We start from the raw sequence: 25,297 nt of genomic DNA, 5'->3' as shown, positions 1-25,297 counted from the left end.
CCTTCACGCAACGTAGCGTCAGTCCCACATCACTGCACGTGAGTTGAGTGCAAAGAATCCGCTGGGTGACTAAGAATTTTCAGGTTTGGATTTGAACTGATCACAGGAAGGTCACTAGGGTCTGGGCTCGAACCTCCACTCGGGTGATCACTCATTGGGAGTGACGGTGGGGGGACACCGCCCGTCGGCGTCTCGGCAGGCGGCTGGAGGAAGAAGGAGCTCGCCTTCGTGGCGTCCCACCGTCGACCCAAGCAGCCGAGCCGCACCCGTGTGACCGTGCTCACCACCGCCGCAGCCGCTGCCGTTGTCCTCAGCGCCAACGCCGCCAACGCCGCGCCCAGCGAGAAGCCGAGCAAGGACGAGGTCAAGAGCAAGGTCGACAAGCTTTACGAGGAGACCGAGCAGGCCACCGAGAAGCTCGACGGGGCCAAGGAGAAGCAGGACAAGCTGGAGAAGGAAATCAGCACCCTGCAGGACAACGTGGCCCGCGGCCAGGACGAGCTCAACGCCCTGCGTGACGGACTCGGTTCGATGGCCAGCGCCCAGTACCGCACCGGCGGCATCGACCCCTCCGTGGCGCTGTTCCTCTCCTCGAACCCGGACGACTACCTGGACAAGGCGTCCGCGATGGACCAGCTGAGCAGTCAGCAGGTCGAGGCGCTGAAGAAGGTCCAGGAGAAGCAGCGTTCGCTCGCCCAGCAGCGGCAGGAAGCCTCCGCGAAGCTCAAGGACCTCGCCGACACCCGTACGGAACTGGCCAAGCAGAAGAAGACGGTCCAGACCAAGCTCGCCGCGGCGCAGAAGCTCCTCAACTCCCTGACGGCCAAGGAGAAGGCGGCTCTCGACGCGCAGCAGTCCCGCGCCACCCGTGCCAGCGAGCGCACCGTTCTCAGCGACCCCGGTACACCCGCGTCCGGGCGCGCCGGTGCCGCGTTCTCCGCCGGACAGACCAAGATCGGCTCGCCGTACGTCTACGGCGCCTCCGGCCCAGCTCCTTCGACTGCTCGGGCTTCACCTCGTGGGCGTACGCCCAGGCCGGTGTCTCCATCCCGCGCACCTCGGAGTCGCAGGCGACCATCGGCACCCGCATCTACTCGCAGAGCGATCTGCAGGTCGGCGACCTGGTCTTCTTCTTCGGCGACCTGCACCACGTCGGCCTCTACGCGGGCAACGGCCAGGTGCTGCACGCCCCGCGCACCGGAACCGTCGTGCGCTACGAGTCGATGAGCACCATCGGTGGAGCGTTCCAGTTCGGCGTCCGGGTCTGATCCGGCTCCCCGAACCCTCCGAGAGCCTTTCGAGGCCCCCTCGCCATACCGCCCGAACGGGCGAATCGCGGTAACTCCCGCTGACCCCACGCCCCGTCGGTGACCTGCGTCTCCGGCGGGGCGCCGCGTTGTGCGCCCCCGGAGGTTTTTGGCCGGTGCGTAGTCGCACGGCTACTGTCTGGCGCGTTTCCCCCAACTCCGGGGGACCGTCAGCGGAAGGGAGAGCGGCTACTCGTGGGGTCCCATCGCCGCCGTCCACCGTCCGGGTTCGACCGGGGCGCCAGCGCCGCGGGCATCGCCGGCATCGCCGTGACCGTGGTGTCCGTCGCGGCCGCCGCCCTCGGGGCCGTACCGGCCGCCGCAGCACCGAAGGACGACACCCGGGCCGAGGTGGACCGCCTGTACATCCAGGCGGAGAAGGCAACCGAGGCGTTCAACAAGGCCGACGAGCGCACGGGAGTCCTGCGCGAAGAGGTGAGCACGGCACAGGACCGCATCGCCCGGCAGCAGGAGCGCATCAACACCATGCGGGACGCGCTCGGTTCGCTCGCCGGGGCCCAGTACCGCGCGGGCGGCCTCGACCCCTCCCTGGCGCTGCTCTTCTCCGACAGCCCCGCCGAGTACCTCGACAAGGCCGCCGCGCTCGACCGGATCAACGCCCACCAGGCGGGCGAACTCAAGGACCTCCAGCTCGCCATGCGCGACCTCGCCCAGGAGCGCGAGGAGGCGACCGCCGAACTCGCCGAGCTGGAGAAGAGCACCAAGGCCGTCGCCCAGCACAAGCGGACCGTCGAAAAGAAACTCGCCAAGGCGCGCATACTGCTCAACTCGCTGCCGTCCGCCGAGCGCGCCGCCTACGACCGGGCCTCTCGCTCCGGACGCTCCGACCTGCCCGAACCCGGCGGTGTCACGCCCGCCTCGGGGCGCGCCGCCGCCGCCCTCGCCGCGGCCCGCTCCGCACTCGGCCGCCCCTACATGTGGGGCGCCAACGGGCCCGGCGGATTCGACTGTTCCGGCCTCATGCAGTGGTCGTACCGGCAGGCGGGCGTCGGTCTGCCGCGCACCTCCCAGGAACAGCGCTACGCCGGACGGCAGGTGTCGCTCTCCCAGGCGCAGCCCGGCGACCTCATCACCTACCGCTCCGACGCGAGCCATGTCGCGATGTACGTGGGCAACGGCCAGGTGATCCATGCGCCCTATCCGGGTGCGCCGGTGCGCTACGACCCGGTGGGCATGATGCCCATCTCGTCCGTCACGCGGGTCTGACCCCCGCGCCCGGGCGCCGTACGATCGGGAACGTGGCTGGTCGAAGGCGTGCGTCGCGGGCGGGGTGCTCCCTGGTACTGCTGCTCGCCGTGCTGGTGGGCTGCGGCGGCAGGCCCACCCCGGACACCGCGTCCGCCGATGTGCAGCGGGTCCTCGACCGGCGGGCGGCCGCGGTCCTGGACCGGAACGAGTCGGCGTACCGGGCCACGGAGGAACCGTCCGGCTCGACCGCGGAGTTCACCCGGCTGCGCGCGGTCCCGCTGGCCGCCTGGTCGTACCGCCTGACGGACCTGCACCGCTCCGGCGACCGCGCCATCGCGGGCGCCGAGCTGCGCTACCGCATCGAGGGCTACGACAGGGCGCCCGTCACGGCGGCCCGCACCCTGCGCCTGGTCCGCGAGGGCGGGACCTGGCGAATCGCCTCCGACGTGCCCGCCGAGCGGGCCAGCCAGCAGCTGTGGGAGCAGGGGGCGGTGACGGTGGTACGGGGCGCGCACAGCCTCGTCCTGGGGGTCGGGCAGTCCGGTGAGCGGCTGCGGGCGTACGCCGGCCTCGCGGACCGCGCCGTGCCCGCCGTGACGGACGCCTGGGGCGCCGACTGGACGGGGCACGTCGTCGTCCTCGTACCGAAGTCGCTGGAGGGCATGGCGGGGCTGCTCGGGGCGCCCGCGTCCGGGTACCGGGGGATCGCGGCGGTCACCACGGGCGAGGCGGGTGGGACGGCCAGGGCGCCCGCGGACCGGATCATCGTCAACCCCGATGCGTACGGCCTCCTCGGTGACTTCGGCAAGCAGGTCGTGCTCACCCACGAGACGACGCACGTGGCCACCCGCGCCCACACCACCGCCGCCACACCCCTGTGGCTCTCCGAGGGCTTCGCGGACTGGGTCGGCTACCGCGGCAGCGGCCGTACGGCGACGCAGGCGGCGCCGGAGCTGGGGCGGGCGGTGCTGGACGGGCACGTACCGGCCGCGCTGCCGGACGACAAGGACTTCGGGTTCGCCGGGGACGCGGCGCGGCTGGCGCGGGCGTACGAGGGCGGCTGGATGGCCTGCAGGCTGATCGCCGACCACTGGGGCGAGGTCCGGCTGAACGAGTTCTACCGGGCCGTCGGCGACCACGAGAAGCGGGCGGGGGCCGTCGAGGGCGCGCTGCGGGACGTACTGCACACGACGCCGGAGAAGTTCACCCAGCAGTGGCAGGCGTACCTGAAGGCGCAGCTCGCCTGAATCGGCTCGGCTGCATCAGCCCGTCGCCGTGTCCAGTCGGGCGATGGCCTCGGCGAGCCACTCCCGCTCCGCCTCGCCCGTCGCCCGCGCCACCCGCAGCATCCCCTGCCGGAACAGGTCGCCGGCCTCCTCCGCCCGTACGGGCTCGCCGTCCCGGTAGAAGAAGCTCGCGGGCGTCAGAAGGAACTCCTGGCGGCGGCGCAGGACCGCGGCCTGCTCCCGCGGGTCCGGGAGGTGGCGCAGGAACGCCAGCAGGGTGTTGAAGCGGACGTGGTCGGTGATCTCGGCCTGCTTGGGGTGGCGCAGCCGCTCCAGGAGGTCCGCACGGCCCTTCTCGGTGAGCGACAGGATGCGACGCGGGGCGGCGCCGCTGCCGGGCTCCGTGTGCTGGTCCAGCTGTCCTGCGGCCACCAGGCGGGTGATCGCCGGGTAGAGCGCGCCGTCGCTGACCGGGCGGACATGGCTGCTGAGCGCCTTGATGCGCTCCTTCAACTCATAGCCGTGCAAGGGCTCTTCGAACAGAAATCCGAGGATCGACAGCTCCAGCATGCGGGGCGCTCCTTGCTTGCGGGTGCCGGACGTCCATGATACCTCTTATCGAGCTACCTCTAAACGAGGTAGCTCGATAAGAGGTAATCAAGGGAATTCAAGGGAATCGAGGGACTCGTCGGTGAACGCCCACCGGAAGCAGCTCATATCGCTCGCCCACCCCGTGTACCTCTCCCTGCTCGCCTCCGTCGCCGCCGGGATCATCAACACCGTCTGGGTCTCCCGGCTCGGCGGTCCCGCCGTGGCCGCCGTCGCCGTCGCGACCAACTCCGAGAACGTGCTCCTCGGCGTCGCCCTGGTCTTCGCCTCCGGCACGACCGTCCTCGTCGCCCACGCCAGAGGGGCCCGGGATCCGGGCGCGCTCCGGGCGGCCGTACGCGGCGGAGGGGCCCTGTGCGCGGTCGTGACGCCCGTGGTCGCCGTGGGCGGATACCTGCTGCGCGAGCCGCTGGCCCGACTGGTCCTGGGCGGCGACGGGCACGCCCTGGCCCTGGCGGTCGCCTACTTCGGGATCTCCCTGCCGGGCATCGCCGTCTTCTTCGCGCAGAACCTCGTCGACGGCATCCTGAAGGGCGCCGGTGACACCCGCACCCCGATGCGCCTCGCCCTGCTGGCCAACGGGCTGATTCTCGGCCTCGACCCGCTGCTCATCCACGCGTACGGCGTCCGGGGCGCCGCCGCCTCCACGGTCCTGTGCCGCTGCGTCGCCCTCGCCGCCGGCCTGCGCGCCCTGCGCCGCAACGCGCCGCTGCGCGAGGCCGCGGCCGTCCGCCCCGCCGAGCCCACCGGCCCCGCGCTGCGCCGCACCCTGCGGACCGGACTGCCCATGTCCGCCGACTTCACCGTGCGCCAGGGCGGGGCGCTGGTCCTGGTCGCGATCGTGGCCCGGCTCGGGGTGACGGCCGTGGCCGCGTACTCCATCGCGTACAAGGTCATGTACGTCGCGACCATGGCCTTCTACGCGGTGCGGCAGGCCGCCTCGATCCACACCGCGCACACCCGGGGCACCGGCCGGGACGAGCGGGGTGCGATCGGGCGGCAGGCGGTGATCGTCTCCGGGGCGGTGGGCCTGGTGGCAGCCGTCCTGCTCGGCGCGTTCGCCCCCTGGATCACGCGGGCCTTCGGAGCCGGGGGCGCGGTCGCCCACGACGGTGTGCTGTTCCTGCGCTGCGTCGGCCCGTACCTGCCGCTGATGGCCTGCTTCATCGCGTTGGGCGGGGTCTTCGAGGGGAGCGGGGGAGCCCCGTTGTTGCTGCGGGTGACACTGCTCGGCACCGCGGTCCAGCTGCCCCTGGCGTACGCCCTGTCGGGGCTCGGACTGCCCGGGATCTGTCTGGCGCTGGCACTGTCCATGGCGGTGCAGTGCACGGCCGTCGGACTGCTTCTCGCCCGCGCCCGCCGCCGTCAGGAGGAGCTCAGGCGCTCCTTGCTGCGGGTGGCCTGAGCGGGCAGGGTCGGGGCCGGGTCGGACACCGTGCTCCACCACAGTTCGAGGGCGGCGATCAGGGCCGCGACCACCAGCAGACCGTTGCGCACGAAGAGCAGGGTGATGCCCAGCCGGTCGCTGCCCACGACGTGCGAGAACCAGATCGGGAACTCCAGGACGGTCGCGAAGCACGCGGCCAGCACCAGGGTGACCGGCAGGGTCATCCGGCTGCCCCGGAAGCACAGGCAGACCGCGCCGATCCCGACCAGCCACACCATGTACTGCGGGCTGATGACCCGGCTGGTGGCCGTGAACATCAGCACCGCCACGAACGCGGCGTCGGCGAGCGTGTGCGGCCGGAAGCGCTGGACGCGCAGCCGCCACAGCAGCAGCCACGCGAAGGCGATCGCGGTGAGCGCCAGGGCCAGCCTGCTCACCACGTCGACGTACGGGCCGAGGAACTCCACCGAGCCGTAGTTGAGCAGCACCTGACCGTCCCAGCCGAAGTGCCGGCCCACGTGGAAGACGAGGGAGCCCAGCGACTCCACCTCGGTGCCCCGGTCGCGCTGGAAGGTCAGGAAGGAGAAGGCGCCGGGCATCGACAGCCCGAACAGCACCGCGATCCCGCCCGCGGTCACCGCCGCCGCGGCCCACGCGCGCCGCTTCACGGCCCCCAGGAGCAGGAGCGCCGGCCACACCTTCACCAGCGCCCCGAAGCCCACGAGAGCGCCCATCACCCGCGGATGGCGGGCTCCCGCGAGGAGCGCCGCGACCGCCACGGCCGTCACCATCACGTCGTAGCGGGCGTAGACGGTCGGTCCGAGCAGTGGGACGCCGATCACCCACACCCAGGCGCCGCGCAGCGTCTTGCCGGGGCGCCGGCCGGCGTAGTGGAGCAGCGCGTACACCACCACGTCGGCGACGAAGGCCAGCAGGAAGAAGGCGTGCGCGTAGTCGAGGAAGGGCAGCAGTCCGGGGGAGAGGACCGCGAGCGCGGCGGCCGGCGGGTACTGCCAGGTCACGTCGTCGAGCGGGAAGGTGCCGGTGCGCAGGATCTCGTACCAGCCCTGGTAGATCACCGAGACGTCACTCGTGACGTCCGGTCCCGGGAAGACGAACACCTTGAAGACGAAGAGCAGGAGCAGAAGCCTGGTCAGGCCCCAGGTTCCCAGCAACGCGTACGGAAACCCCGCCCCCCGTGTGCCCTTCATGCTCACCTGGCCCTCGTTCGTCGGCTGTCTGTGCGGTGGTGACGTGGTGCGGTGGTGCGGAAACATGATGACGTGCGGGGCTGTGCGAGGCCCATGAAGCGCGGCCGTACGGAGCTGTGACCACCGGTGGAATACAGCTTCGCCGCTGTGGACCGCTCGCGTGGGGATTCGAAGGTTTCGGTAGTGTCGAGCGCGATGCACAAGACCTTGATCGTGACCAACGACTTCCCGCCCCGCCCCGGCGGCATCCAGGCGTTCCTGCACAACATGGCGCTACGACTGGACCCGGAGCGGTTCGTAGTCTACGCATCCACCTGGAAGCGGAGCCGGGAGGGCATCGAGGCGACGGCCGCCTTCGACGCCGAGCAGCCCTTCACCGTCGTCCGGGACCGTACGACGATGCTGCTGCCCACACCGGGTGCCACCCGGCGCGCCGTCGGGCTGCTGCGCGAGCACGGCTGTACGTCGGTGTGGTTCGGGGCGGCGGCCCCGCTCGGCCTGATGGCGCCCGCGCTGCGCAGGGCGGGCGCCGAGCGCCTGGTGGCCACCACGCACGGCCACGAGGCGGGCTGGGCCCAGCTGCCCGCCGCACGGCAGCTGCTGCGCCGGATCGGCGAGTCCACGGACACGATCACCTACCTCGGCGAGTACACGCGCTCGCGCATCGCGTCCGCGCTGACGCCCGAGGCCGCCTCCCGCATGGTCCAGCTGCCTCCGGGGGTCGACGAGAAGACCTTCCACCCCGGCTCGGGCGGCGACGTGGTCCGCGCCCGCCTCGGCCTCACCGACCGCCCGGTGGTGGTCTGTGTCTCCCGTCTGGTCCCGCGCAAGGGCCAGGACACGCTGATCCTCGCCATGCCCCGCATCCTCGCCAAGGAGCCGGAGGCGGTGCTGCTGATCGTCGGCGGCGGGCCGTACGAGCAGGACCTGCGCAAACTGGCGTACGACACGGGGGTCGCCGCCTCGGTCCGCTTCACCGGCGCGGTCCCCTGGTCGGAGCTGCCGGCCCACTACGGCGCGGGCGACGTCTTCGCGATGCCCTGCCGCACCCGCCGGGGCGGCCTCGACGTCGAGGGCCTGGGCATCGTCTACCTGGAGGCCTCCGCGACGGGCCTGCCGGTCGTCGCGGGCGACTCGGGCGGCGCCCCCGACGCGGTCCTCGACGGCGAAACGGGCTGGGTCGTCCGAGGCGACTGCCCGGACGACTCCGCCGACCGCATCATCACCCTCCTCGCCGACTCCGAACTCCGCCGCCACATGGGCGAACGGGGACGGGAATGGGTGGAGCGGAAATGGCGCTGGGACCTGCTGGCGGAGAGCCTGAAGGAGTTGCTCTAGGTGCGCGGCCGGTCACAAGCAACCCGCACTCTCCCCACTCATCGCGGCGCCCCCTGAAATCCCGGCAAAAACCCTAGGCGGAAGCAAATAATCCGCCGATGCTGCGCTCATGACAGAAAAACTGACTCATCATCAGATGAGTAACCGTCAGCTGACAAACCGTCACTTGACGAGACGCCAGATCTTGGGCATGGTCGCCCTCCAGACGGCCGCCGCCGCCGGCCTCACCCGCGTAGGCCTCCAGTCCGCCCACGCGGCAGAGCCCGCCGCGGTCGACACCGCGCCCGCCATCGTCATCGGATCGGGTTACGGCGCCGCCGTGGCCGCCCTCCGCCTCGGCCAGGCCGGCATCCGCACCCTCGTGATAGAGATGGGCAAGCTCTGGAACACCGCCGGTTCCGACGGCAAGGTCTTCTGTTCCACCGCCGCCCCCGACGAGCGCTCGATGTGGTTCCGCACCCGCACCGAGGCCCCGCTCGCCACCTTCCTGTGGCTGGACGTCGTCAACAAGGACATCGGCCTCTACCCAGGAGTCCTGGACCGGGTCCACTACGACAACATGTCGGTCTACGTCGGCCGAGGCGTCGGCGGCGGCTCACTGGTCAACGGCGGAATGGCCGTCACGCCCCTCCAGTCCTACTTCTCCGAGCAGTTCCCCACGGTGGACGCCACCGAGATGTACAACACCTACTTCCCGCGCGCCCGCACCATGCTCGGCGTCAACACGGTCGACCCCACCTGGTTCGAGTCCACGGAGTGGTACCAGTTCACCCGCACCTCCCGTAAGGCCGCCGCCAACGCCGGCCTGAAGACGACCTTCGTCCCGAACGTCTACGACTTCACCTACATGCAGCGCGAGGCGGCCGGCACCGCCACCAAGTCCGCACTCGCGGCCGAGGTCATCTACGGCAACAACTACGGCAAGAAGAGCCTCGACAAGACCTACCTCGCGGCGGCGCTCGGCACCGGCAACGTCACCATCCACACCCTGGAGAAGGTCCGGGCGATCAGCAGGGCCACGGACGGCACGTACACCCTGACCGCCGACCGGATCGACACCACCGGCGCGGTCGTGGAGACCAAGCAGTACAGCTGCACGTACCTCTTCCTGGGCGGCGGCAGCCTCGGCACCACCGAACTCCTCGTCCGGGCCCGGGAGACGGGCACCCTGCCGGCCCTGGACGCGAGCGTCGGCACCGGCTGGGGCACGAACGGCAACGTGATGACGGGCCGCGCCAACCACATCTGGGACACGGTCGGGGCGAACCAGTCGACGATGCCGGTCATGGGCATCGACGACTGGGCCAACACCGCCAACCCCGTCTTCGCCGAAATCGCCCCGATACCCACCGGGTTGGAGACCTGGATCAGCCTCTACCTCGCGATCACCAAGAACCCGGAGCGCGCGTCCTTCACGTACGACGCGGCGACGGACTCCGCCAGGCTCGGCTGGACCGCCGCCCAGAGCGCGGTCTCCGTGAGCATGGCCAAGAAGCTCTTCGACCGGATCAACTCGGCCAACGCGACGATCTACCGCTACGACCTCTTCGGCAACAACAAGACCTTCGCCGACGACTTCTGCTACCACCCGCTGGGCGGCTGCGTGCTGGGCAAGGCCACGGACAACTACGGCCGCGTCAAGGGGTACCCGCACCTGTACATCACCGACGGCTCGCTCGTGCCGGGCTCGATCGGGGTGAACCCGTTCGTCACGATCACCGCGCTCGCGGAACGCGGAATGGCGCGGATCCTCGCCGAGGACACCGCGCCATGAGAACCGCTCGGTCGGGCCGTCAGCCCCGGTAGATGGCCTCGATCTCGTCCGCGTAGTCCTTCGCCACCACGTTGCGCTTGAGCTTCAGGGACGGCGTGAGGTGGCCCGACTCCTCCGAGAACTGGGAGGACAGAATGCGGAACTTCCGCACCGATTCCGCCTTCGACACCGCGGCGTTGCCGTCGTCGACCGCGTCCTGGATCGCAGCGATCAGATCCGGGTCCTCGCGCAGCGACGCCGCGGTGGAACCCGCCGGCTTGCCGTGCTCCTCGGCCCAGCGGCCCAGGAACTCCTCGTCGACGGTGACCAGCGCGCCGATGAACGGGCGCCCGTCGCCGACCACCATGCACTCCGCGACCAGCGCGTGCGCGCGGATCCGGTCCTCGATCACGGCCGGGGCGACGTTCTTGCCGCCCGCGGTGACGATGATCTCCTTCTTGCGGCCGGTGATCCGGAGGTAGCCGTCCTCGTCGAGGGTGCCGATGTCACCCGTGTGGAACCAGCCGTCCGCGAGCGCCTCGGCGGTCGCGGCCTCGTTGTTCCAGTACTCCTTGAACAGGTGCTCGCCGTGCAGCAGCACCTCGCCGTCGTCGGCGATGCGGATCACGGAGCCGGGCAGCGGCTGGCCGACCGTACCGATCTTCGTACGGTCCCAGGGGTTGAAGGCGGTGGCCGCACAGGACTCCGTCAGGCCGTAGCCCTCCAGGACCGTGAAGCCGATGCCGCGGAAGAAGTGGCCCAGCCGCTCGCCGAGCGGGGCGCCGCCGGAGATCGCGTACTCACCGCGACCGCCCAGCACCGCGCGCAGCTTGCTGTAGACGAGCTTGTCGAACGTCTTGTACTTGATCTTCAGGCCGAGCGACGGGCCGGAGGGGGTGTCCAGGGCGCGGCTGTAGGCGATCGCCGTGTCCGCCGCCTTGTCGAAGATCTTGCCCTTGCCGTCCGCCTGCGCCTTGGCGCGCGCCGAGTTGTAGACCTTCTCGAAGACACGCGGCACACCGAGGATCAGCGTCGGCCGGAACGCGGCCAGCTCGTCGGTGAGGTTCTTGATGTCCGGGACGCAGCCCAGCTTGATCGGCGCCATCATCGGCGCGACCTGCACCAGCCGTCCGAAGACGTGCGCGAGCGGCAGGAAGAGGAGGACGGAACACTCGCCCGTACGGAACAGGGGGCGCAGCCGCTCCACGATGTTGCCGCACTCCGCGAAGAAGGCACGGTGGGTGAGGACACAGCCCTTGGGGCGGCCGGTCGTACCGCTCGTGTAGACGATGGTCGCCGGATCGTCCGCCTTGGCCAGCGAGCTGCGCTCCTCGACGGTGGCGTCGCTGACGTCCTTGCCCGCGCGCCCCAGTTCCTCCACCCCGCCGGCCTCGATCTGCCAGACGTGCTTGAGGGCGGGCAGCCGGTCGCGCACCGATTCCACGGAGGCCGCGTGCGTGTCCAGCTCGACGATGCAGGCACTCGCGCCCGAGTCGCCGAGTATCCACTGCACCTGCTCGGCCGAGCTGGTCTCGTACACCGGCACGGTGATCGCGCCCGCGCTCCAGATCGCGAAGTCGAGCAGTGTCCACTCGTAGCGGGTACGGGACATCAGGGCGACCCGGTCGCCGGGCTGGACGCCCGAGGCGATCAGGCCCTTGGCCGCGGACCGCACCTCGGCGAGGAAGGTGGTGGCGGTGACGTCCGTCCACGTGCCGCCCACCTTGCGGGCGATGACGGCGACGTCGGGATGCTGCGCGGCGTTTCTGCGGACGATGTCGGTCAGATTTCCGTCCGCAGGGACCTCGTACAAAGCCGGAAGGCTGAACTCGCGCAAGACTGCTGCTCCTCATAGGGCGCCGACGCCACGACGGTGTGTGATGCGACGGAGCGGTCCAAGGCTCGGGCAGGTACCCAGGAACATCATTGTTGAAATCCTGAGTACGACTGGACTGCCCGGACGTTACCCACCGGTACGGCTTTTTCGATAGGGGGTCCCGCCGAGATGTTCCCTGCGTCACACAGGTTGGTGCGTCGCACCCGATGGCGTTCCTTCACGCACAGTAGTCCACGCTCTTCTTGCCATGCCAGTAACCGCAGGTCCGACCGCCTCTATTCACGTTTGCCGCACACGCCTACGCTTGATCGTCATGGCACCCACACCAGGCGGTAACCGCAGGACGCGCATTCATGTGGTCAGTGACGTGCACGGCAACGCGCGCGACCTGGCCCGGGCCGGCGACGGCGCGGACGCCCTGCTCTGCCTCGGTGACCTGGTGCTCTTCCTCGACTACGCCGACCACGCGCGCGGCATCTTCCCCGACCTCTTCGGCACCGAGAACGCCGACCGGATCGTCGAGCTGCGCACCGCCCGCCGCTTCGCCGAGGCACGGGAGTTCGGGCGGCGGCTGTGGGACGAGATCGGGATGGACCATTCCGTGGCCATCGAGAAGGCGGTGCGCAAGCAGTACGCCGAGCTGTTCGCCGCGTTCCCGACACCGACGTACGCGACCTACGGCAATGTCGACATGCCCCCGTTGTGGGCGGAGTACGCCGGACCCGGCACGACGGTCCTCGACGGTGAGCGGGTGGAGATCGGCGGCCGGGTCTTCGGCTTCGTCGGCGGGGGGCTGCGCAGCCCCATGCGGACGCCCTACGAGATCGACGACGAGGAGTACGCGGCGAAGATCGAGGCGGTCGGCGAGGTCGACGTGCTGTGCACGCACATCCCGCCGGACGTACCGGAGCTGGTCTACGACACGGTGGCGCGCCGCTTCGAACGCGGCTCCCGTGCCCTCCTGGGCGCGATCCGCCGCATCCGTCCCCGTTACTCCCTCTTCGGCCATGTCCACCAGCCGCTCGCGCGCCGGATGCGGATCGGGACGACCGAGTGCGTGAACGTCGGCCATTTCGCGGCGTCGGGCCGCCCGTGGGTCCTGGAATGGTGAACACCAGGTGGGGTGGCGATGCTTCGGCGGGCGCGCGGTAGCCTTCACGCTGCACACACGTGCGTACCACCCTCCCTCACCGGACCGCATCTGGAGGAGCCACCGCGATGGCGGAACACACCAGCTCGAGCATCACGATCGAGGCGGCACCGGCTGATGTCATGGCGGTCATCGCCGACTTCGCCCGCTACCCGGACTGGACGGGAGAGGTGAAGGAGGCGGAGGTACTCGCCACGGACGGGCAGGGCCGCGCCGAGCAGGTACGCCTCGTCATGGACGCCGGCGCGATCAAGGACGACCAGACCCTGGGGTACACCTGGACCGGCGACCACGAGGTCTCCTGGACCCTGGTCAAGTCCCAGATGCTCCGCTCCCTGGACGGCTCGTACATCCTCAAGCCCGCGGGCGCCGGTGCCACCGAGGTCACCTACCGGCTCACGGTCGACGTCAAGATCCCCATGCTGGGCATGATCAAGCGCAAGGCCGAGAAGGTCATCATCGACCGGGCGCTGGCGGGTCTGAAGAAGCGAGTGGAGTCGGGCGAGGCGGGCTGACCACGCTCCGAGGGTCGCCCCTGAAGTCGGGGCATCGCCCCGGATCCCGTCGGGCTGAGGTGTCTTGTCCGCGGGTTGGTGGGGGCTGGTCGCCCAGTTCCCCGCGCCCCTGACGGGGCGCGCCCGCGTTTCAGCCCGTCCGGCGTGTGAGGACGAGGCCGACCGGGGAGCTGGGGGCGGAGCCCCCAGGCACGGGCGGGGGCGGCGGGGGCGCTCGGCGCAGGTAGCGTTCATGCCATGCGCACCATCCTGATCACAGGCCAGGGCGGCACGGGCCGTACGACGGTCGCGGCGGCCACCGCGCTGAAGGCCGCCCGCGAGGGCACCCGCACCCTCCTGCTCACCGCCGACCGCACCGACACCCTCGGCGCCGTCCTCGGCGTACCCACCGGCGCGGAACCCACCGACACCGCGCCCCGTCTCACGACCTGGCGCCCCGACGCCAACGCCCGCTTCCGTGCGGACCTCACCGCCTTCCAGGACCGCGCGACCACCGCCCTGGACCTGCTCGGCGCCGCCCGCCTGGACGCCGAGGAACTCACCCCCCTGCCCGGCGCCGAGGAACTCGCCCTGCTGCGCGCCCTGCGCGACGCGGCGACCTCGCAGACGTACGACCTGCTGGTCGTGGACCTCCCGCCGACCCCACAGGCACTCGCCCTCCTCGCCCTCCCGGAGGAGCTCCGCCGCTACCTGCGCCGACTGCTCCCGCCGGAGCGCCAGGCGGCCCGCGCCCTGCGCCCCGTCCTCGGCCGCCTCGCGGGCGTCCCGATGCCCGCCGAGTGGCTGTACGAGACGGCGGCACGCTGGGACATCGAGCTGGCCGCCGTCGCGGCGGTCGTCGAGGACCGCGCCACGACCGTACGGCTGGTCGCCGAGCCGGGCCCGGCCGGCACCGACGCCGTGCACGCCGCCACCACCGCCCTCGCCCTGCACGGGCTGCGCGTCGACGCGCTGGTCGCGAACCGGGTACTGCCCGCCGCGAGCGCGGACGCCTGGCTGGGCGCCCTCGCCGCCCAGCAGCGCAAGGCGCTGGACGAGTGGCAGGAGACGTACACCGTCCACGAGGTCCCGCACCTCGGCCGCGACCCGCGCGGCACCGACGACCTCGGCGCGCTCCCCGTGCCCGGCGTCAACCGGGTGCCCGTCCCGGTCGAGTGGCCCGTTCTCGACCACCTCGCCGACGACGGCGTCCTCGTCTGGCACATCCCGCTGCCCGGCGCGATACGCGAGGAACTGGACCTGATCCGCCGGGGCGACGAACTCGTCGTCACCGTGGGCCAGTTCCGCAGGATCGTGCCGCTGCCGTCCGCGCTGCGCCGCTGCACCGTGGCAGGCGCCGCCCTGCGCGAGGGGGAACTCAGGGTGCGTTTCGCGCCGGACCCGGATCTGTGGCCCCGGACACGGTGAACGGCGTACCCCCGTTCGGGTACCGTCGAAAGGAAGAACCACAGGCAGGAGTCCGCCATGAGCGAAGAGCGCCCCACGTCCGACGCCGCTCAGGAGGCGAGCGACGAAGCGCGCGCGAGCGACGCCGACGCCTGGGCGAAGGCCTGCGCCGAGGACCTCGCGGCGGAGAAGGCCCGCCGCCGCGCCCAGTACGGTCCGCCGCCCGGCTCGGCCGCAGAGGAACTGCGCAAGCTGGTCGACACGGTCGCCGACAAGCTGTCCGGACTGAACTCGCCGCTCTTCGGCATGGTCGCCTCCGGCACCGCCCAGCAGATGGTCAACCAGGTCGTACAGCAGGCCAAGGCCGCCGTCGAGCCGGTCATAGAGCGCAACCCCGATGTTTTCGATCACCTCGCGGCCGCGGGCAACGAGCTGCTCGCCGCCTACCGCTCGGCCGTCGAGGCCCAGGAACGACGCTGGACCACCCGGGAGCATGGCCCCCGCGACGAGGGGACCGGTCCGGGGAGCGGATTGACTTGGACTAAAGGCTGCTCGGGTACGGTTGGCCGTAGCGGGGCTCGACCGAAACTGAGGGATTCATGGGACTCACCATCGGCGTCGATATCGGCGGCACGAAGATCGCGGCCGGTGTGGTCGACGAGGAAGGCAACATCCTCTCGACGCACAAGGTGCCGACCCCCACCACGCCGCAGGCCATTGTGGACGCCATCGCCGCCGCGGTGGAGGGCGCGCGCGCAGGTCACGACATCGTCGGCGTGGGCATCGGTGCCGCCGGATACGTGAACCGCCAGCGCTCGACCGTGTACTTCGCGCCCAACATCGACTGGCGGCAGGAGCCGCTCAAGGCCGAGGTCGAGGCGCGCGTGGGGCTGCCCGTCGTCGTCGAGAACGACGCGAACGCGGCGGCGTGGGGCGAGTACAAGTTCGGCGCGGGCAAGGGCCACCGGAACGTCATCTGCATCACCCTGGGCACGGGCCTGGGCGGCGGCATCATCATCGGCAACAAGCTGCGCCGCGGGCACTTCGGTGTGGCCGCCGAGTTCGGCCACATCCGCATGGTGCCGGACGGTCTGCTGTGCGGCTGCGGCTCGCAGGGCTGCTGGGAGCAGTACGCCTCCGGGCGCGCCCTCGTCCGCTACGCCAAGCAGCGGGCCAACGCCACCCCCGAGAACGCGGAGATCCTGCTCGCGCTGGGCAACGGCACCCCCGACGGCATCGAGGGCAAGCACATCTCGGTGGCCGCACGCCAGGGCGACCCGGTGGCGGTGGACTCCTACCGCGAGCTGGCCCGCTGGGCCGGCGCCGGCCTCGCCGACCTGGCCTCGCTCTTCGACCCCTCCGCCTTCATCGTCGGCGGCGGCCTCTCGGACGAGGGCGAGCTGGTCCTCGACCCCATCCGCAAGTCGTACAAGCGCTGGCTCGTGGGCGGCAACTGGCGTCCGGTGGCCGAGGTGATCGCCGCCCAGCTCGGCAACGAAGCCGGCCTCGTGGGCGCGGCGGACCTGGCCCGGGAACCCGACCCGATCATGTAACCGACTTGATCACGCAGTACGCACACCTCGCCCGCCGCGCCCTTCAGGGGTACGGCGGGCGAGGTCGTACCGTGCCCCTTTCGGCGGGGGCTCAGGGGCGCGGGGCTGTGACATCATGCGGCTCCGCCGCGCGGCGCGCCCAGCCCCCACCACCCCGCAGCCAACGAACCACCGCGGCGTTCCGGCGCCGTCGAGCAGCGCATCCACGTATGTTGATCCAATGGCGACGACCCCGCTGCCCGGCTCCCACACCGAACCCGACGGCTCCGCCGTCATCCGCGTCCTCAGCTACAACATCCGCTCGATGCGTGACGACACCACCGCCCTCGCCCGCGTCATCCACGCCTGCGCCCCCGACCTGGTCCTCGTCCAGGAAGCCCCCCGCTTCTTCCGCTGGCGCAAGAAGCTGGCCCGGCTCGCGGCCGCGTCCGGCCAGACGATCCTGTCCGGCGGCGCGACCGCCGCGGGCCCCGCGCTCCTCTGCTCGATGCGGGCCACCGTCGAACGCACCGAGGACGTCCTGCTGCCCCTCACCCCCGGCCTGCACCGCCGCGGCCTCGCCACCGCCGTCGTCCGCTTCGGCGCCGCCCGGCTCGGCGTGGTGAGTTGCCACCTCTCGCTCCAGAAGGACGAGCGGTACACGCAGAGCGGCCTGCTCCTCGACCGCCTCGCAGCCCTCGGCACCCCGCACGCCCTCGCCGGCGGCGACCTGAACGAACGCCCCGACGGCCCCACCTTCACCCGCCTCGCCGCCGGCCTCCAGGACTGCTGGGCCACCGCCCCCTGGGGCACGGAGTACACCTCGACGCCCACCGACCCCCACCAGCGCATCGACGCGATCTTCGCCACCCGCGGCATCGAGGTCCTCGGCTGCGGGGTCCCGTACGGCCACCCCGGGGTCACGGAGACAGACCTGAGGGCGGCCACGGACCATCTGCCCGTACTGGCCGCCCTCAGAGTGCCCGCCGCGTAACCGGCCGCGTCAGACCACCGCGCCCCGCCCGGGATCGTCCTCGTCCTCGTCGTCGGGCTTCATGCGCGCCACGAGGGTGGCGAAGCCGCCCAGGAAGCCGCCGATGCCGACCGTGGCGAGCCACCACGTCATGTCCCAGCCGAGCAGGACGGCCAGCAGGAGCACGATCGGGCCACCGACGACGGCGAGCCAGGCGAACTTGGCCGTGGTGTCCGCGGTGGGCAGCGGAGGCGGCTCCGGGGGACGAAGTGGCCCTCGTCGTCCCCGTCGAAGTCGTCCTCGGAGGGCTCGGGCGCCTGGTAGTCGCGCGGACCGCCGACGCCCGGCGCGAAGGAGACGGAGCCGCCGAGGGGCTTCGCCGCAACGGGCGGCTTCCCGGTCTCGTCGCCGGTCCCGTCCTTCTCGCTCGTCCCGACGGTCCCGCCGGTCCCGTTCTTCTTGCCCTTCTCGGGCCTCTCGGGTGCGTCCCCGCCGCCCGGGGCGTCGTTCGTCACCGGGTCGAGGAGCGCCAGGTGCTCGATCGACTTGAACGGCTTCGCGCCGGGCGGGTCCGGCGGTTCCTCGCCGTACCCCGCCACGATCGCCTGCCACGCGGCGTCCTCGTCGAACGGCACCCCCTGCCCGTCACCGAGAGGCTCGCCGACGGGTACGCCCTTCTCGTCGGGCTCGCCGCGCTCCGCGTCGTGCTCAGCCACCAGTGGCCGTCCCTTCCTGCTGACCCGCCTGGCCCGTGTCGGACCGCTTGCCGACACTGGGCGCGAGCCGGGCGATGAACGCGTAGCTCTCCTCGAAGATCCGGTCCGCGTCATGGTCCAACGTCGCCACGTGGTAGCTCTGTTCCAGCAGGATCTCCGTCACGTCGGTGGACGACACCCGGCTCAGGATCCGGGCCGAGTCGACGGGCGGCACCACATGGTCCTGAGGGCTGTGCAGCAGCAGCATCGGCTGGGTGACCTGGGGCAGTTCCCCGTCGACCATCCGGTAGAAGTTCCGCATGGAGTGGGCGGCGTGCAGGGGCACCCGGTCGTATCCCACCTCCGCGACGCCTTCCTTGGCGATGTCGCTGGTGATGCCGCTCACCGTCCGGACGAGGTGGCGGAGCACCGGGAGGGCGTGGGCCGCCGCCCCGTGCACCTTGTTCGCCGGATTGACGACGACGATGCCGCTCACCTCGTCCCCGTGCTTCGCGGCGAGCCGCAGGGCCAGCGCGGCGCCCATGGACAGGCCGAAGACGAACACCTGGGCGCAGCGCTCCCGCAGGCCACGCAGCTCGCGGTCCACCTCCGCGTACCAGTCCTGCCAGCCCGTGAGCTGCATGTCCTCCCAGCGCGTGCCGTGCCCGGGCAGCAGGGGCAGCGCGACGGTCAGACCGCGCTCGGCGAGATACTCCGCCCAGGGGCGCAGCGACTGCGGGGAACCGGTGAAGCCGTGACAGAGAAGGACACCGACCTCTCCGCCCTCGTGGCGGAACGGCTCGGCTCCAGGAAGGACCGGCACTTCGGTCTCCTGTTCATCAGACGGGCGGAATGCGAGGCGTACTTCACCGTACGCGACGGCACTGACACCGACCAGGGTCGTCGAGGCCTTTGACAGTGCTCCGGGATAAGGTCTGACCGACGACACAGGAGGCATTCGGTTGATCTACGGCGCCATGAAGTTTTCCATCGGAGGGCCGCTGAAGCTTGCCTTCAGACCCTGGGTGGAAGGCCTCGAGAACATTCCCGCCGAGGGCCCCGCCATCCTGGCCAGCAATCATCTCTCGTTCTCGGACTCGTTCTTCCTGCCCGCGGTCCTCGACCGCAAGGTGACCTTCATCGCGAAGGCCGAGTACTTCACGACGCCCGGCGTCAAGGGCCGGATGACCGCCGCCTTCTTCAAGGGCGTCGGCCAGCTCCCGGTGGACCGCTCAGGGGCACGCGGCGCGGGCGAGGCGGCGGTCAAGAGCGGCATCGACGTCATCGAGCGCGGTGAGCTGTTCGGCATCTACCCGGAGGGCACGCGCTCGCCCGACGGGCGGCTGTACCGCGGCAAGCCGGGCGGCCTCGCGCGCGTGGCGCTCGCCACCGGCGCCCCGGTCATCCCGGTCGCCATGATCGACACCGAGAAGATCCAGCCGCCGGGCAAGGTGATGCCCAAGCTGATGCGCCCGGGCATCCGCATCGGCAAGCCGCTCGACTTCAGCCGCTACAACGGCATGGAGCACGACCGCTTCGTGCTGCGCGCGGTGACCGACGAGGTCATGTACGAGATCATGAAGCTCTCCGGCCAGGAGTACGTCGACATCTACGCGACGGCCGCCAAGCGGCAGATCGCGGACGCGGCGAAGGCCGAGAAGCAGGCGCTCAAGGATGCCGAACAGGCGCAGAAGGAGGCCGCGAAGGCGGCCGAAGCCGAAACCGAAGAAGGACGGGCCGGCACCTAGACGCTTGCGTCGGGGGACGGTGGGGGTGGGGGACATGGCCAAGCGCGAGAGAGTCATGAGGATGTCGGTCGAGCAGCCGCTGTGGCGTGCGCTCACCGCCTACCGCGTGCTGACGATGCTGTACGCGATCGGGCTCTTCGCCACCGCGTTCCGCAAGTTCGCCCATCCCTGGGTGGCCATCGGGTACTACGCGGTCCTGTTCGTCTGGACGCTCGCCACTCTGCCCAGGGTGGCGAACGCGGCGAGCTGCACCAAGCGCTTCCTCGCCGTCGACCTGACCGTCGCGCTCACCGGCATCATGCTCACGCCCGTCGCGGACACCCACCACCGCGTGGTGACCGGCGGCCCCACACTTCCGTCGATATGGACCGCGGGCTCCGTCCTGGCCTTCGCCATCAAGGGCGGCTGGCGCTGGGCGGCCTTCGCCTCGACGCTCGTGGCGGCCGCCAACCTCGTCGAGCGCGGTGCCCCCACCCGCGACACGGTCCACAACGTGATCCTCGTCTGGGTCGCCTCCATCGCCATCGGATACGTCGTCGAGGTCGCCCGCGCCTCCGAGCTCACCCTCGCCCGCGCACTGGAGATCGAGGCCGCGACCCGCGAGCGCGAGCGTCTCGCCCGTGACATCCACGACGGCGTCCTGCAGGTCCTCGCCATGGTGCAGCGACGGGCCTCCGCGCTCGGCGGCGAGGCCGCGGAGCTGGGCCGGATGGCCGGCGAGCAGGAGGTCGCGCTGCGCAGCCTGGTCTCGGGCGGCCTGGTGCCCGTCTCGCGGGTGTCCGAGGACGCCGCGCTCGGCGCGGTCGTACGGGCCGTCGAGGAACCGGACGAGGACCGGGACCCCCGGGGCCCTGTCGACCTGCGCACGCTGCTCGCCCCGTACGCGAGCGCGCGCGTGACCTTCTCGGAGCCGGGCGCCCCGGTTCCTCTGCCCCCGGCCGCGGCCCGGGAGTTGGCCGCCGCTGTCGGTGCCGCGCTGGACAATGTCCGGGGGCACGTCGGAGAGGACGCCCGGGCCTGGATCCTCGTCGAGGACGAGCCGCACGAGGTGATCGTGACCGTACGCGACGAGGGCCCGGGCATCCCGGCGGGGCGGCTCGCCCAGGCCGAGGGGGAGGGGCGGCTCGGTGTGGCCCTGTCGATCAGGGGCCGGCTGCGCGACCTCGGCGGCGCGGCCGAACTGATCTCGGTGCCCGGCCAGGGCACGGAGGTCGAGCTGAAGGTACCGAAGGTTTCCAGGGTTTCACGGGGGAAGGCGGAGCAGCGATGACGGAGGTCACCGACGTGGTGAGGCAGGGGCCGATCAAGGTCATGGTGGTGGACGACCACCCCATGTGGCGCGACGCGGTCGCCCGCGACCTGGACGCGTCCGGTTTCGCCGTGGTCGCCACCGCGAGCGACGGTGAGCAGGCGGTGCGCCGTGCCCGGGCCGCCGCGCCCGACGTCCTGGTGCTCGACCTGAACCTGCCCGCCAAGCCCGGCGTCCAGGTCTGCAAGGAACTGGTCGGCAGCAACCCGGCGCTGCGCGTCCTCGTCCTGTCGGCCAGCGGCGAGCACGCGGACGTCCTGGAGGCGGTGAAGTCCGGCGCCACCGGCTATCTGCTGAAGTCGGCGTCCACGGAGGAGCTGATCGACGCGGTGCGCCGTACGGCCGTCGGCGACCCGGTGTTCACGCCGGGCCTCGCGGGCCTGGTCCTCGGCGAGTACCGCCGGCTGGCTTCCGAGCCCGTCCCCGCCGCGGGCGCCGACGAGCCCAAGGCCCCGCAGCTCACCGACCGCGAGACCGAGGTGTTGCGCCTGGTGGCCAAGGGCCTGAGCTACAAGCAGATCGCCGAGCGCCTGGTCATCTCCCACCGCACGGTCCAGAACCATGTGCAGAACACCCTGGGCAAGCTCCAACTCCACAACCGGGTCGAGCTGGTGCGCTATGCCATAGAGCGCGGTCTCGACGAGGCGTAGACCCTGACGAGTGGGTGGCGTAAACCCTGGTTGACCCACCATCGAGTGAAGGCGAGTGATCAACACCCGCACAATTCACCGGAATTGACCCTCCGCCCCATGACGAAGTGACCTGGATCACTATTAGCGTGAGTCCCCTCAGGCAATCGCGGCGAAGGGACTTTTCCATGCGGGTCGGAGTACTGACCGGAGGCGGCGACTGCCCCGGACTCAACGCCGTCATCCGGGGCATCGTCCGCAAGGGCGTACAGGAGTACGGATACGACTTCGTCGGCTTCCGGGACGGCTGGCGCGGACCTCTCGAGAACGACACCGTCCGGCTGGACATCCCCGCCGTGCGCGGCATCCTGCCGCGCGGCGGCACCATCCTCGGCTCCTCGCGGACGAACCCGCTCAAGCAGGAGAGCGGCATCCGCCGCATCAAGGAGAACCTCGCCAAGCAGGAGGTCGAGGCGCTCATCGCGATCGGCGGCGAGGACACGCTCGGCGTCGCCGCGCGCCTCACCGACGAGTACGGCGTGCCCGTCGTCGGCGTACCGAAGACCATCGACAACGACCTGTCCGCCACCGACTACACCTTCGGGTTCGACACCGCCGTCGGCATCGCCACCGAGGCGATCGACCGCCTGCACACCACCGCCGAGTCGCACATGCGCGTCCTCGTCTGCGAGGTGATGGGCCGTCACGCGGGCTGGATCGCCATCCACTCGGGCCTCGCCGGCGGCGCCAACGTCATCCTCATCCCCGAACAGCGCTTCGACGTCGACCAGGTGTGCGCCTACGTGACCTCGCGCTTCAAGGCCTCGTACGCGCCGATCGTGGTCGTCGCCGAGGGCGCGATGCCCAAGGACGGCCAGATGGTCCTGAAGGACGAGTCCCTCGACTCCTTCGGCCACGTACGCCTCTCCGGGGTCGGCGAGTGGCTGGCCAAGGAGATCGAGAAGCGCACCGGCAAGGAGGCCCGCACCACGGTCCTCGGGCACATCCAGCGCGGCGGCACCCCCAGCGCCTTCGACCGCTGGCTCGCCACCCGCTTCGGACTGCACGCCATCGAGGCCGTCCGCGACGGAGACTTCGGCAAGATGGTCGCCCTGCGCGGCACGGACATCGTCCGGGTCCCGATCGCGGACGCCACGGCCAAGCTCAAGACGGTCGACCCGAAGCTGTACGAGGAGGTCGGGGTCTTCTTCGGCTGACGCGCCCCCTCCCCGCGATCCCGTCGGCCGCACGGGCCTCCCGACACCCGTGCGGCCGGCGTCTCGACCACGGCTGCCACGACCAGAGCCTGTCCGGCCGATCATGCCGCAGGCGCGGAGTCTGGCACGCACTCCTCCCAGCTCTTCGAGCAGGGGGTGCTCCCGGCGGCGTTGTCGTCGGTCAACGACTCCCCCAAGTTCTCGGCTTCGCTCGAACAGGGGGACCCCCCTCGCGTCGCTTCCCTCCTCCGCCTGGCAGCTGCGCGCACCGGACCCCGCTCACCGGCACTGCCGAGGCCCCGCCGCTTTTCTGCGACTTGATCGACCGGACAGGCCCTACACGGAGGGCCGCCGCTCCGACAGCGCGCCGGCGCCCCGCAGCCGACCGACCAACTCCCGCACGACGACCGTCCCGTTCAGCGTCAGCACCGACTCCGGGTGGAACTGCACACCCGCGAACCTCGGCCCGCGCAGCGCGTGCACCTCACCGCTCTCGGTGCGACTGACCTCGATGCCGTGGGCCGACAGCTCGGCCGCCGTCTCCTCGTCGCAGTGCGCCACGAAGCTGTTGTAGAAACCGACGGTCTCGGCCCGCCCGAAGAGATCGATCCCCGTCTGCGCGCCCTGGTACGGGACCTCCTTGCGTACGATCTCCAGGCCCAGCTCCGCCGCGATCAGCTCGTGCCCGAGACAGACGCCCAGCACGCCGTGCCCGTGCCCCTCGACCACCTCGGCGGTGAGCTCCCGCAGGAACCGCATCTTGGGATCGTCCAGGTCCGAGGGGTCGCCCGGGCCGGGGCCCAGGACCAACGGCCCTTCGTGCGCCCGCACCGCCTCCCGCAGCCCCGGCTCGTCGTAGCGCCGCACGGTCACCTCGAGCCCCGAGGACCGCAGCACATGCGCGAGCATCGCCGTGAAGGTGTCCTCGGCGTCCACGACCAGCGCATGGCCCTCCAACTCACGCGCCTGCTCCTGCATCCGCAGCCAGAACGGCGCGAGCGAGGCCCGCCGCCCGTCGAGCGCCGCCCGCACCCGCGGATCGTCGGCCAGCCTCGGCCGTACGCCCTCCCCACGGGCCCCGGCCTCCACGACCCCCAGCGCCGCCAGTACCCCCGCCGCCTTCGCGTGCGTCTCGGCGACCTCGCCCGCCGGATCCGATCCCCGGACCAGGGTGGCGCCGACCGGCACCCGCAGCCGCCCGTCCGCGTCGATGTCGGCGGTCCGGATGAGGATGGGCGAGTCGAGGGTCTGGGCACCGCCCGCATCGCGGCCGATGAGGGCCAGCGCCCCCGCGTAGTAGCCCCGCCCGCCGACCTCGTGCCGCTCGATCACCCGGCACGCGTTCTGCACCGGCGACCCCGTGACGGTCGCCGCGAACATGGTCTCCTTCAGGACCTCGCGCACATCCAGCGAGGACCGGCCCCGCAGCTCGTACTCGGTGTGCGCGAGGTGGGCCATCTCCTTGAGCCGCGGGCCGATCACCACGCCGCCCATGTCTCCGACCGTGCACATCATCTTGAGCTCCTCGTCGACGACCATCGAGAGCTCCTCGATCTCCTTGCCGTCGGCGAGGAAACCGAGCAGGTCGTCCGCGCAGGGCCCCTCGGCCGGATAGCGGTACGTGCCGCTGATCGGGTTCATCACGACGGTCCCGCCCGACATCCGCACGTGCACCTCGGGGCTCGCGCCCACCAGCGTGCGCTCCCCGGTGTGCACGACGAACGTCCAGTACGCGCCCCGCTCGCCGACCAGCAGCCGCCGGAACAGGGCCAGCGCGTCGGGCCGCCCGAACCCCGGGATCGCGCCCTCGTACGTACGCCGGATCACGAAGTTCGCGCCCTCGCCGCGCCCGATCTCCTCCTCCAGCACGCGCCCGACGATCCCGGCGTACTCCTCGTCGTCGACGTCGAAGCCCCCGCCCGTGACACGCACCCCGTGCGTCGGCAGCTCCGCCAGCGCCCGCTCCAGCGGCAGGACGTGTGTCTCCTCGGGGGTCAGCACCGTGAGCGGCGTGCCGTCGTCGCGGACGTCGAAGCCGCGCTCCCTGATCTGGCGGAAGGGGACGAGCGCGAGTCCCTCGTCGGGGAGGTCGGCGAGGCGGTCGCAGGTGCTGACCGGTCCGAGCAGCAGCTCGACGGTGTCGTGATCGTGACCGGGGGCGCGGCGCCGCAGCAGGGCGAACGGACGGGGATCGTCCAGCAGGTCGAGCAGGTGCATCGGTCCTGTTCCTTCACTCGGATTCTCGGATTCCCGAAAACTCGGAGAG

The 25,297-nt window shown here is 71.2% G+C and carries 19 protein-coding genes and 3 pseudogenes; 16 read left to right on the top strand and 6 right to left on the bottom strand.

The features are described from left to right. The first annotated feature begins 228 nt into the window (after positions 1-228). The 3 genes and pseudogenes from AAFF41_RS15150 (at position 229) to AAFF41_RS15140 (ending at position 3,763) form a co-directional block, all read left to right on the top strand. A pseudogene (locus tag AAFF41_RS15150) lies at positions 229-1,268 on the top strand (C40 family peptidase). A 234-nt stretch (positions 1,269-1,502) separates the two neighbouring features. After that, complete coding sequence (locus AAFF41_RS15145; RefSeq protein WP_319752490.1) at positions 1,503-2,534, top strand: C40 family peptidase; 1,032 nt, start codon at positions 1,503-1,505, stop codon at positions 2,532-2,534. Positions 2,535-2,566: 32 nt separating this feature from the next. After that, positions 2,567-3,763, top strand: a complete 1,197-nt coding sequence (locus tag AAFF41_RS15140; protein WP_319752489.1) for a hypothetical protein — start codon at positions 2,567-2,569, stop codon at positions 3,761-3,763. 15 nt (positions 3,764-3,778) lie between these two features. Here the strand turns inward: AAFF41_RS15140 and AAFF41_RS15135 are convergent, their stop codons facing one another. Then, positions 3,779-4,312, bottom strand: a complete 534-nt coding sequence (locus tag AAFF41_RS15135; protein WP_343324075.1) for a PadR family transcriptional regulator — start codon at positions 4,310-4,312, stop codon at positions 3,779-3,781. A gap of 121 nt (positions 4,313-4,433) precedes the next feature. On the opposite strand from AAFF41_RS15135, the gene AAFF41_RS15130 reads away from it, so the two are divergent. After that, positions 4,434-5,756, top strand: coding sequence for an MATE family efflux transporter (locus AAFF41_RS15130; protein WP_343324074.1), 1,323 nt, complete (start codon positions 4,434-4,436; stop codon positions 5,754-5,756). Here AAFF41_RS15130 and AAFF41_RS15125 read toward each other — a convergent pair. After that, entirely contained in the window at positions 5,717-6,949 is a 1,233-nt protein-coding gene (locus AAFF41_RS15125) for a glycosyltransferase family 87 protein (protein ID WP_319752487.1), read from the bottom strand. The two genes, AAFF41_RS15130 and AAFF41_RS15125, sit on opposite strands and share 40 nt — an antisense overlap. A 195-nt stretch (positions 6,950-7,144) precedes the next feature. Here AAFF41_RS15125 and AAFF41_RS15120 point away from each other — a divergent pair, with 195 nt between their 5' ends. Further along, the gene (locus AAFF41_RS15120) at positions 7,145-8,287 is read left to right on the top strand and encodes a glycosyltransferase family 4 protein (protein ID WP_319752486.1); all 1,143 of its coding nucleotides are present in this window, start codon (positions 7,145-7,147) and stop codon (positions 8,285-8,287) included. 109 nt (positions 8,288-8,396) lie between these two features. Beyond that, complete coding sequence (locus tag AAFF41_RS15115; RefSeq protein ID WP_450530716.1) at positions 8,397-10,061, top strand: GMC oxidoreductase; 1,665 nt, start codon at positions 8,397-8,399, stop codon at positions 10,059-10,061. A gap of 19 nt (positions 10,062-10,080) precedes the next feature. On the opposite strand, the gene AAFF41_RS15110 is transcribed toward AAFF41_RS15115, so the two are convergent. Then, on the bottom strand, positions 10,081-11,877 hold the full coding sequence (locus AAFF41_RS15110; RefSeq protein ID WP_054231536.1) for an AMP-dependent synthetase/ligase: 1,797 nt from the start codon (positions 11,875-11,877) through the stop codon (positions 10,081-10,083). A gap of 313 nt (positions 11,878-12,190) precedes the next feature. Here AAFF41_RS15110 and AAFF41_RS15105 point away from each other — a divergent pair, with 313 nt between their 5' ends. The 6 genes and pseudogenes from AAFF41_RS15105 to AAFF41_RS15080 all read left to right on the top strand — a co-directional run bounded on the left by AAFF41_RS15105 (position 12,191) and on the right by AAFF41_RS15080 (position 17,454). Further along, positions 12,191-12,988 (top strand): metallophosphoesterase family protein, encoded by a 798-nt coding sequence (locus tag AAFF41_RS15105; protein ID WP_319752485.1) that lies wholly within the window; start codon positions 12,191-12,193, stop codon positions 12,986-12,988. Positions 12,989-13,095: 107 nt separating this feature from the next. Then, positions 13,096-13,542, top strand: coding sequence for an SRPBCC family protein (locus tag AAFF41_RS15100; protein ID WP_054231534.1), 447 nt, complete (start codon positions 13,096-13,098; stop codon positions 13,540-13,542). Positions 13,543-13,779: 237 nt separating this feature from the next. Beyond that, positions 13,780-14,949: an ArsA family ATPase gene (locus AAFF41_RS15095; RefSeq protein ID WP_319752484.1), complete on the top strand. Its 1,170-nt coding sequence runs from the start codon at positions 13,780-13,782 to the stop codon at positions 14,947-14,949. A gap of 57 nt (positions 14,950-15,006) precedes the next feature. After that, positions 15,007-15,393, top strand: a pseudogene (locus tag AAFF41_RS15090) (DUF5304 domain-containing protein); the annotation flags it as partial. Between the two features lie 134 nt (positions 15,394-15,527). Next, positions 15,528-16,481 carry an ROK family glucokinase gene (locus AAFF41_RS15085; RefSeq protein ID WP_054231531.1) on the top strand — a complete coding sequence of 318 codons (954 nt, stop codon included), beginning with the start codon at positions 15,528-15,530 and terminating at the stop codon, positions 16,479-16,481. A 220-nt stretch (positions 16,482-16,701) separates the two neighbouring features. Beyond that, positions 16,702-17,454 carry an endonuclease/exonuclease/phosphatase family protein gene (locus AAFF41_RS15080; RefSeq protein WP_319752482.1) on the top strand — a complete coding sequence of 251 codons (753 nt, stop codon included), beginning with the start codon at positions 16,702-16,704 and terminating at the stop codon, positions 17,452-17,454. 9 nt (positions 17,455-17,463) lie between these two features. On the opposite strand, the pseudogene AAFF41_RS15075 reads toward AAFF41_RS15080, so the two are convergent. Both AAFF41_RS15075 and AAFF41_RS15070 read right to left on the bottom strand, forming a co-directional pair. Beyond that, a pseudogene (locus tag AAFF41_RS15075) lies at positions 17,464-18,149 on the bottom strand (hypothetical protein). Further along, on the bottom strand, positions 18,142-18,951 hold the full coding sequence (locus tag AAFF41_RS15070; protein WP_319752480.1) for an alpha/beta hydrolase: 810 nt from the start codon (positions 18,949-18,951) through the stop codon (positions 18,142-18,144). Before AAFF41_RS15070 ends, AAFF41_RS15075 begins: the two are co-directional and overlap by 8 nt. A gap of 154 nt (positions 18,952-19,105) precedes the next feature. Here AAFF41_RS15070 and AAFF41_RS15065 point away from each other — a divergent pair, with 154 nt between their 5' ends. The 4 genes from AAFF41_RS15065 to AAFF41_RS15050 all read left to right on the top strand — a co-directional run bounded on the left by AAFF41_RS15065 (position 19,106) and on the right by AAFF41_RS15050 (position 23,031). Next, entirely contained in the window at positions 19,106-19,876 is a 771-nt protein-coding gene (locus AAFF41_RS15065; protein ID WP_319752479.1) for a lysophospholipid acyltransferase family protein, read from the top strand. A gap of 34 nt (positions 19,877-19,910) precedes the next feature. Further along, positions 19,911-21,146: a MacS family sensor histidine kinase gene (macS, locus tag AAFF41_RS15060; RefSeq protein ID WP_319752478.1), complete on the top strand. Its 1,236-nt coding sequence runs from the start codon at positions 19,911-19,913 to the stop codon at positions 21,144-21,146. Positions 21,147-21,187: 41 nt separating this feature from the next. Then, entirely contained in the window at positions 21,188-21,835 is a 648-nt protein-coding gene (locus tag AAFF41_RS15055; RefSeq protein ID WP_388406078.1) for a response regulator, read from the top strand. A gap of 167 nt (positions 21,836-22,002) precedes the next feature. Continuing rightward, a complete protein-coding gene (locus AAFF41_RS15050) occupies positions 22,003-23,031 on the top strand; it encodes a 6-phosphofructokinase (RefSeq protein ID WP_319752476.1) in 1,029 nt (342 codons plus the stop codon). A 336-nt stretch (positions 23,032-23,367) separates the two neighbouring features. Here the strand turns inward: AAFF41_RS15050 and AAFF41_RS15045 are convergent, their stop codons facing one another. Next, entirely contained in the window at positions 23,368-25,248 is a 1,881-nt protein-coding gene (locus AAFF41_RS15045) for an anthranilate synthase family protein (RefSeq protein ID WP_343324072.1), read from the bottom strand. Between the last annotated feature and the right edge of the window lie 49 nt (positions 25,249-25,297).

The organism is Streptomyces mirabilis, from assembly GCF_039503195.1.
GTDB lineage: Bacteria > Actinomycetota > Actinomycetes > Streptomycetales > Streptomycetaceae > Streptomyces > Streptomyces mirabilis_D.
Note: the sequence above shows the minus strand (reverse complement) of the source record. Positions and strands in the feature narration are given on the sequence as shown.

What these genes read in the sequence shown, in the direction of transcription:
- AAFF41_RS15105 (WP_319752485.1), top strand. Translation starts at nt 12,191, where the DNA reads ATGGCACCCACACCAGGCGGTAACCGCAGGACGCGCATTCATGTGGTC.
- AAFF41_RS15055 (WP_388406078.1), top strand. Translation starts at nt 21,188, where the DNA reads ATGGTGGTGGACGACCACCCCATGTGGCGCGACGCGGTCGCCCGCGAC.
- AAFF41_RS15100 (WP_054231534.1), top strand. Translation starts at nt 13,096, where the DNA reads ATGGCGGAACACACCAGCTCGAGCATCACGATCGAGGCGGCACCGGCT.
- AAFF41_RS15125 (WP_319752487.1), bottom strand. Translation starts at nt 6,949, where the DNA reads ATGAAGGGCACACGGGGGGCGGGGTTTCCGTACGCGTTGCTGGGAACC.
- AAFF41_RS15080 (WP_319752482.1), top strand. Translation starts at nt 16,702, where the DNA reads ATGGCGACGACCCCGCTGCCCGGCTCCCACACCGAACCCGACGGCTCC.
- AAFF41_RS15115 (WP_450530716.1), top strand. Translation starts at nt 8,397, where the DNA reads ATGACAGAAAAACTGACTCATCATCAGATGAGTAACCGTCAGCTGACA.
- AAFF41_RS15050 (WP_319752476.1), top strand. Translation starts at nt 22,003, where the DNA reads ATGCGGGTCGGAGTACTGACCGGAGGCGGCGACTGCCCCGGACTCAAC.
- AAFF41_RS15135 (WP_343324075.1), bottom strand. Translation starts at nt 4,312, where the DNA reads ATGCTGGAGCTGTCGATCCTCGGATTTCTGTTCGAAGAGCCCTTGCAC.
- AAFF41_RS15095 (WP_319752484.1), top strand. Translation starts at nt 13,780, where the DNA reads ATGCGCACCATCCTGATCACAGGCCAGGGCGGCACGGGCCGTACGACG.
- AAFF41_RS15085 (WP_054231531.1), top strand. Translation starts at nt 15,528, where the DNA reads ATGGGACTCACCATCGGCGTCGATATCGGCGGCACGAAGATCGCGGCC.
- macS (WP_319752478.1), top strand. Translation starts at nt 19,911, where the DNA reads ATGGCCAAGCGCGAGAGAGTCATGAGGATGTCGGTCGAGCAGCCGCTG.
- AAFF41_RS15120 (WP_319752486.1), top strand. Translation starts at nt 7,145, where the DNA reads ATGCACAAGACCTTGATCGTGACCAACGACTTCCCGCCCCGCCCCGGC.
- AAFF41_RS15045 (WP_343324072.1), bottom strand. Translation starts at nt 25,248, where the DNA reads ATGCACCTGCTCGACCTGCTGGACGATCCCCGTCCGTTCGCCCTGCTG.
- AAFF41_RS15065 (WP_319752479.1), top strand. Translation starts at nt 19,106, where the DNA reads ATGAAGTTTTCCATCGGAGGGCCGCTGAAGCTTGCCTTCAGACCCTGG.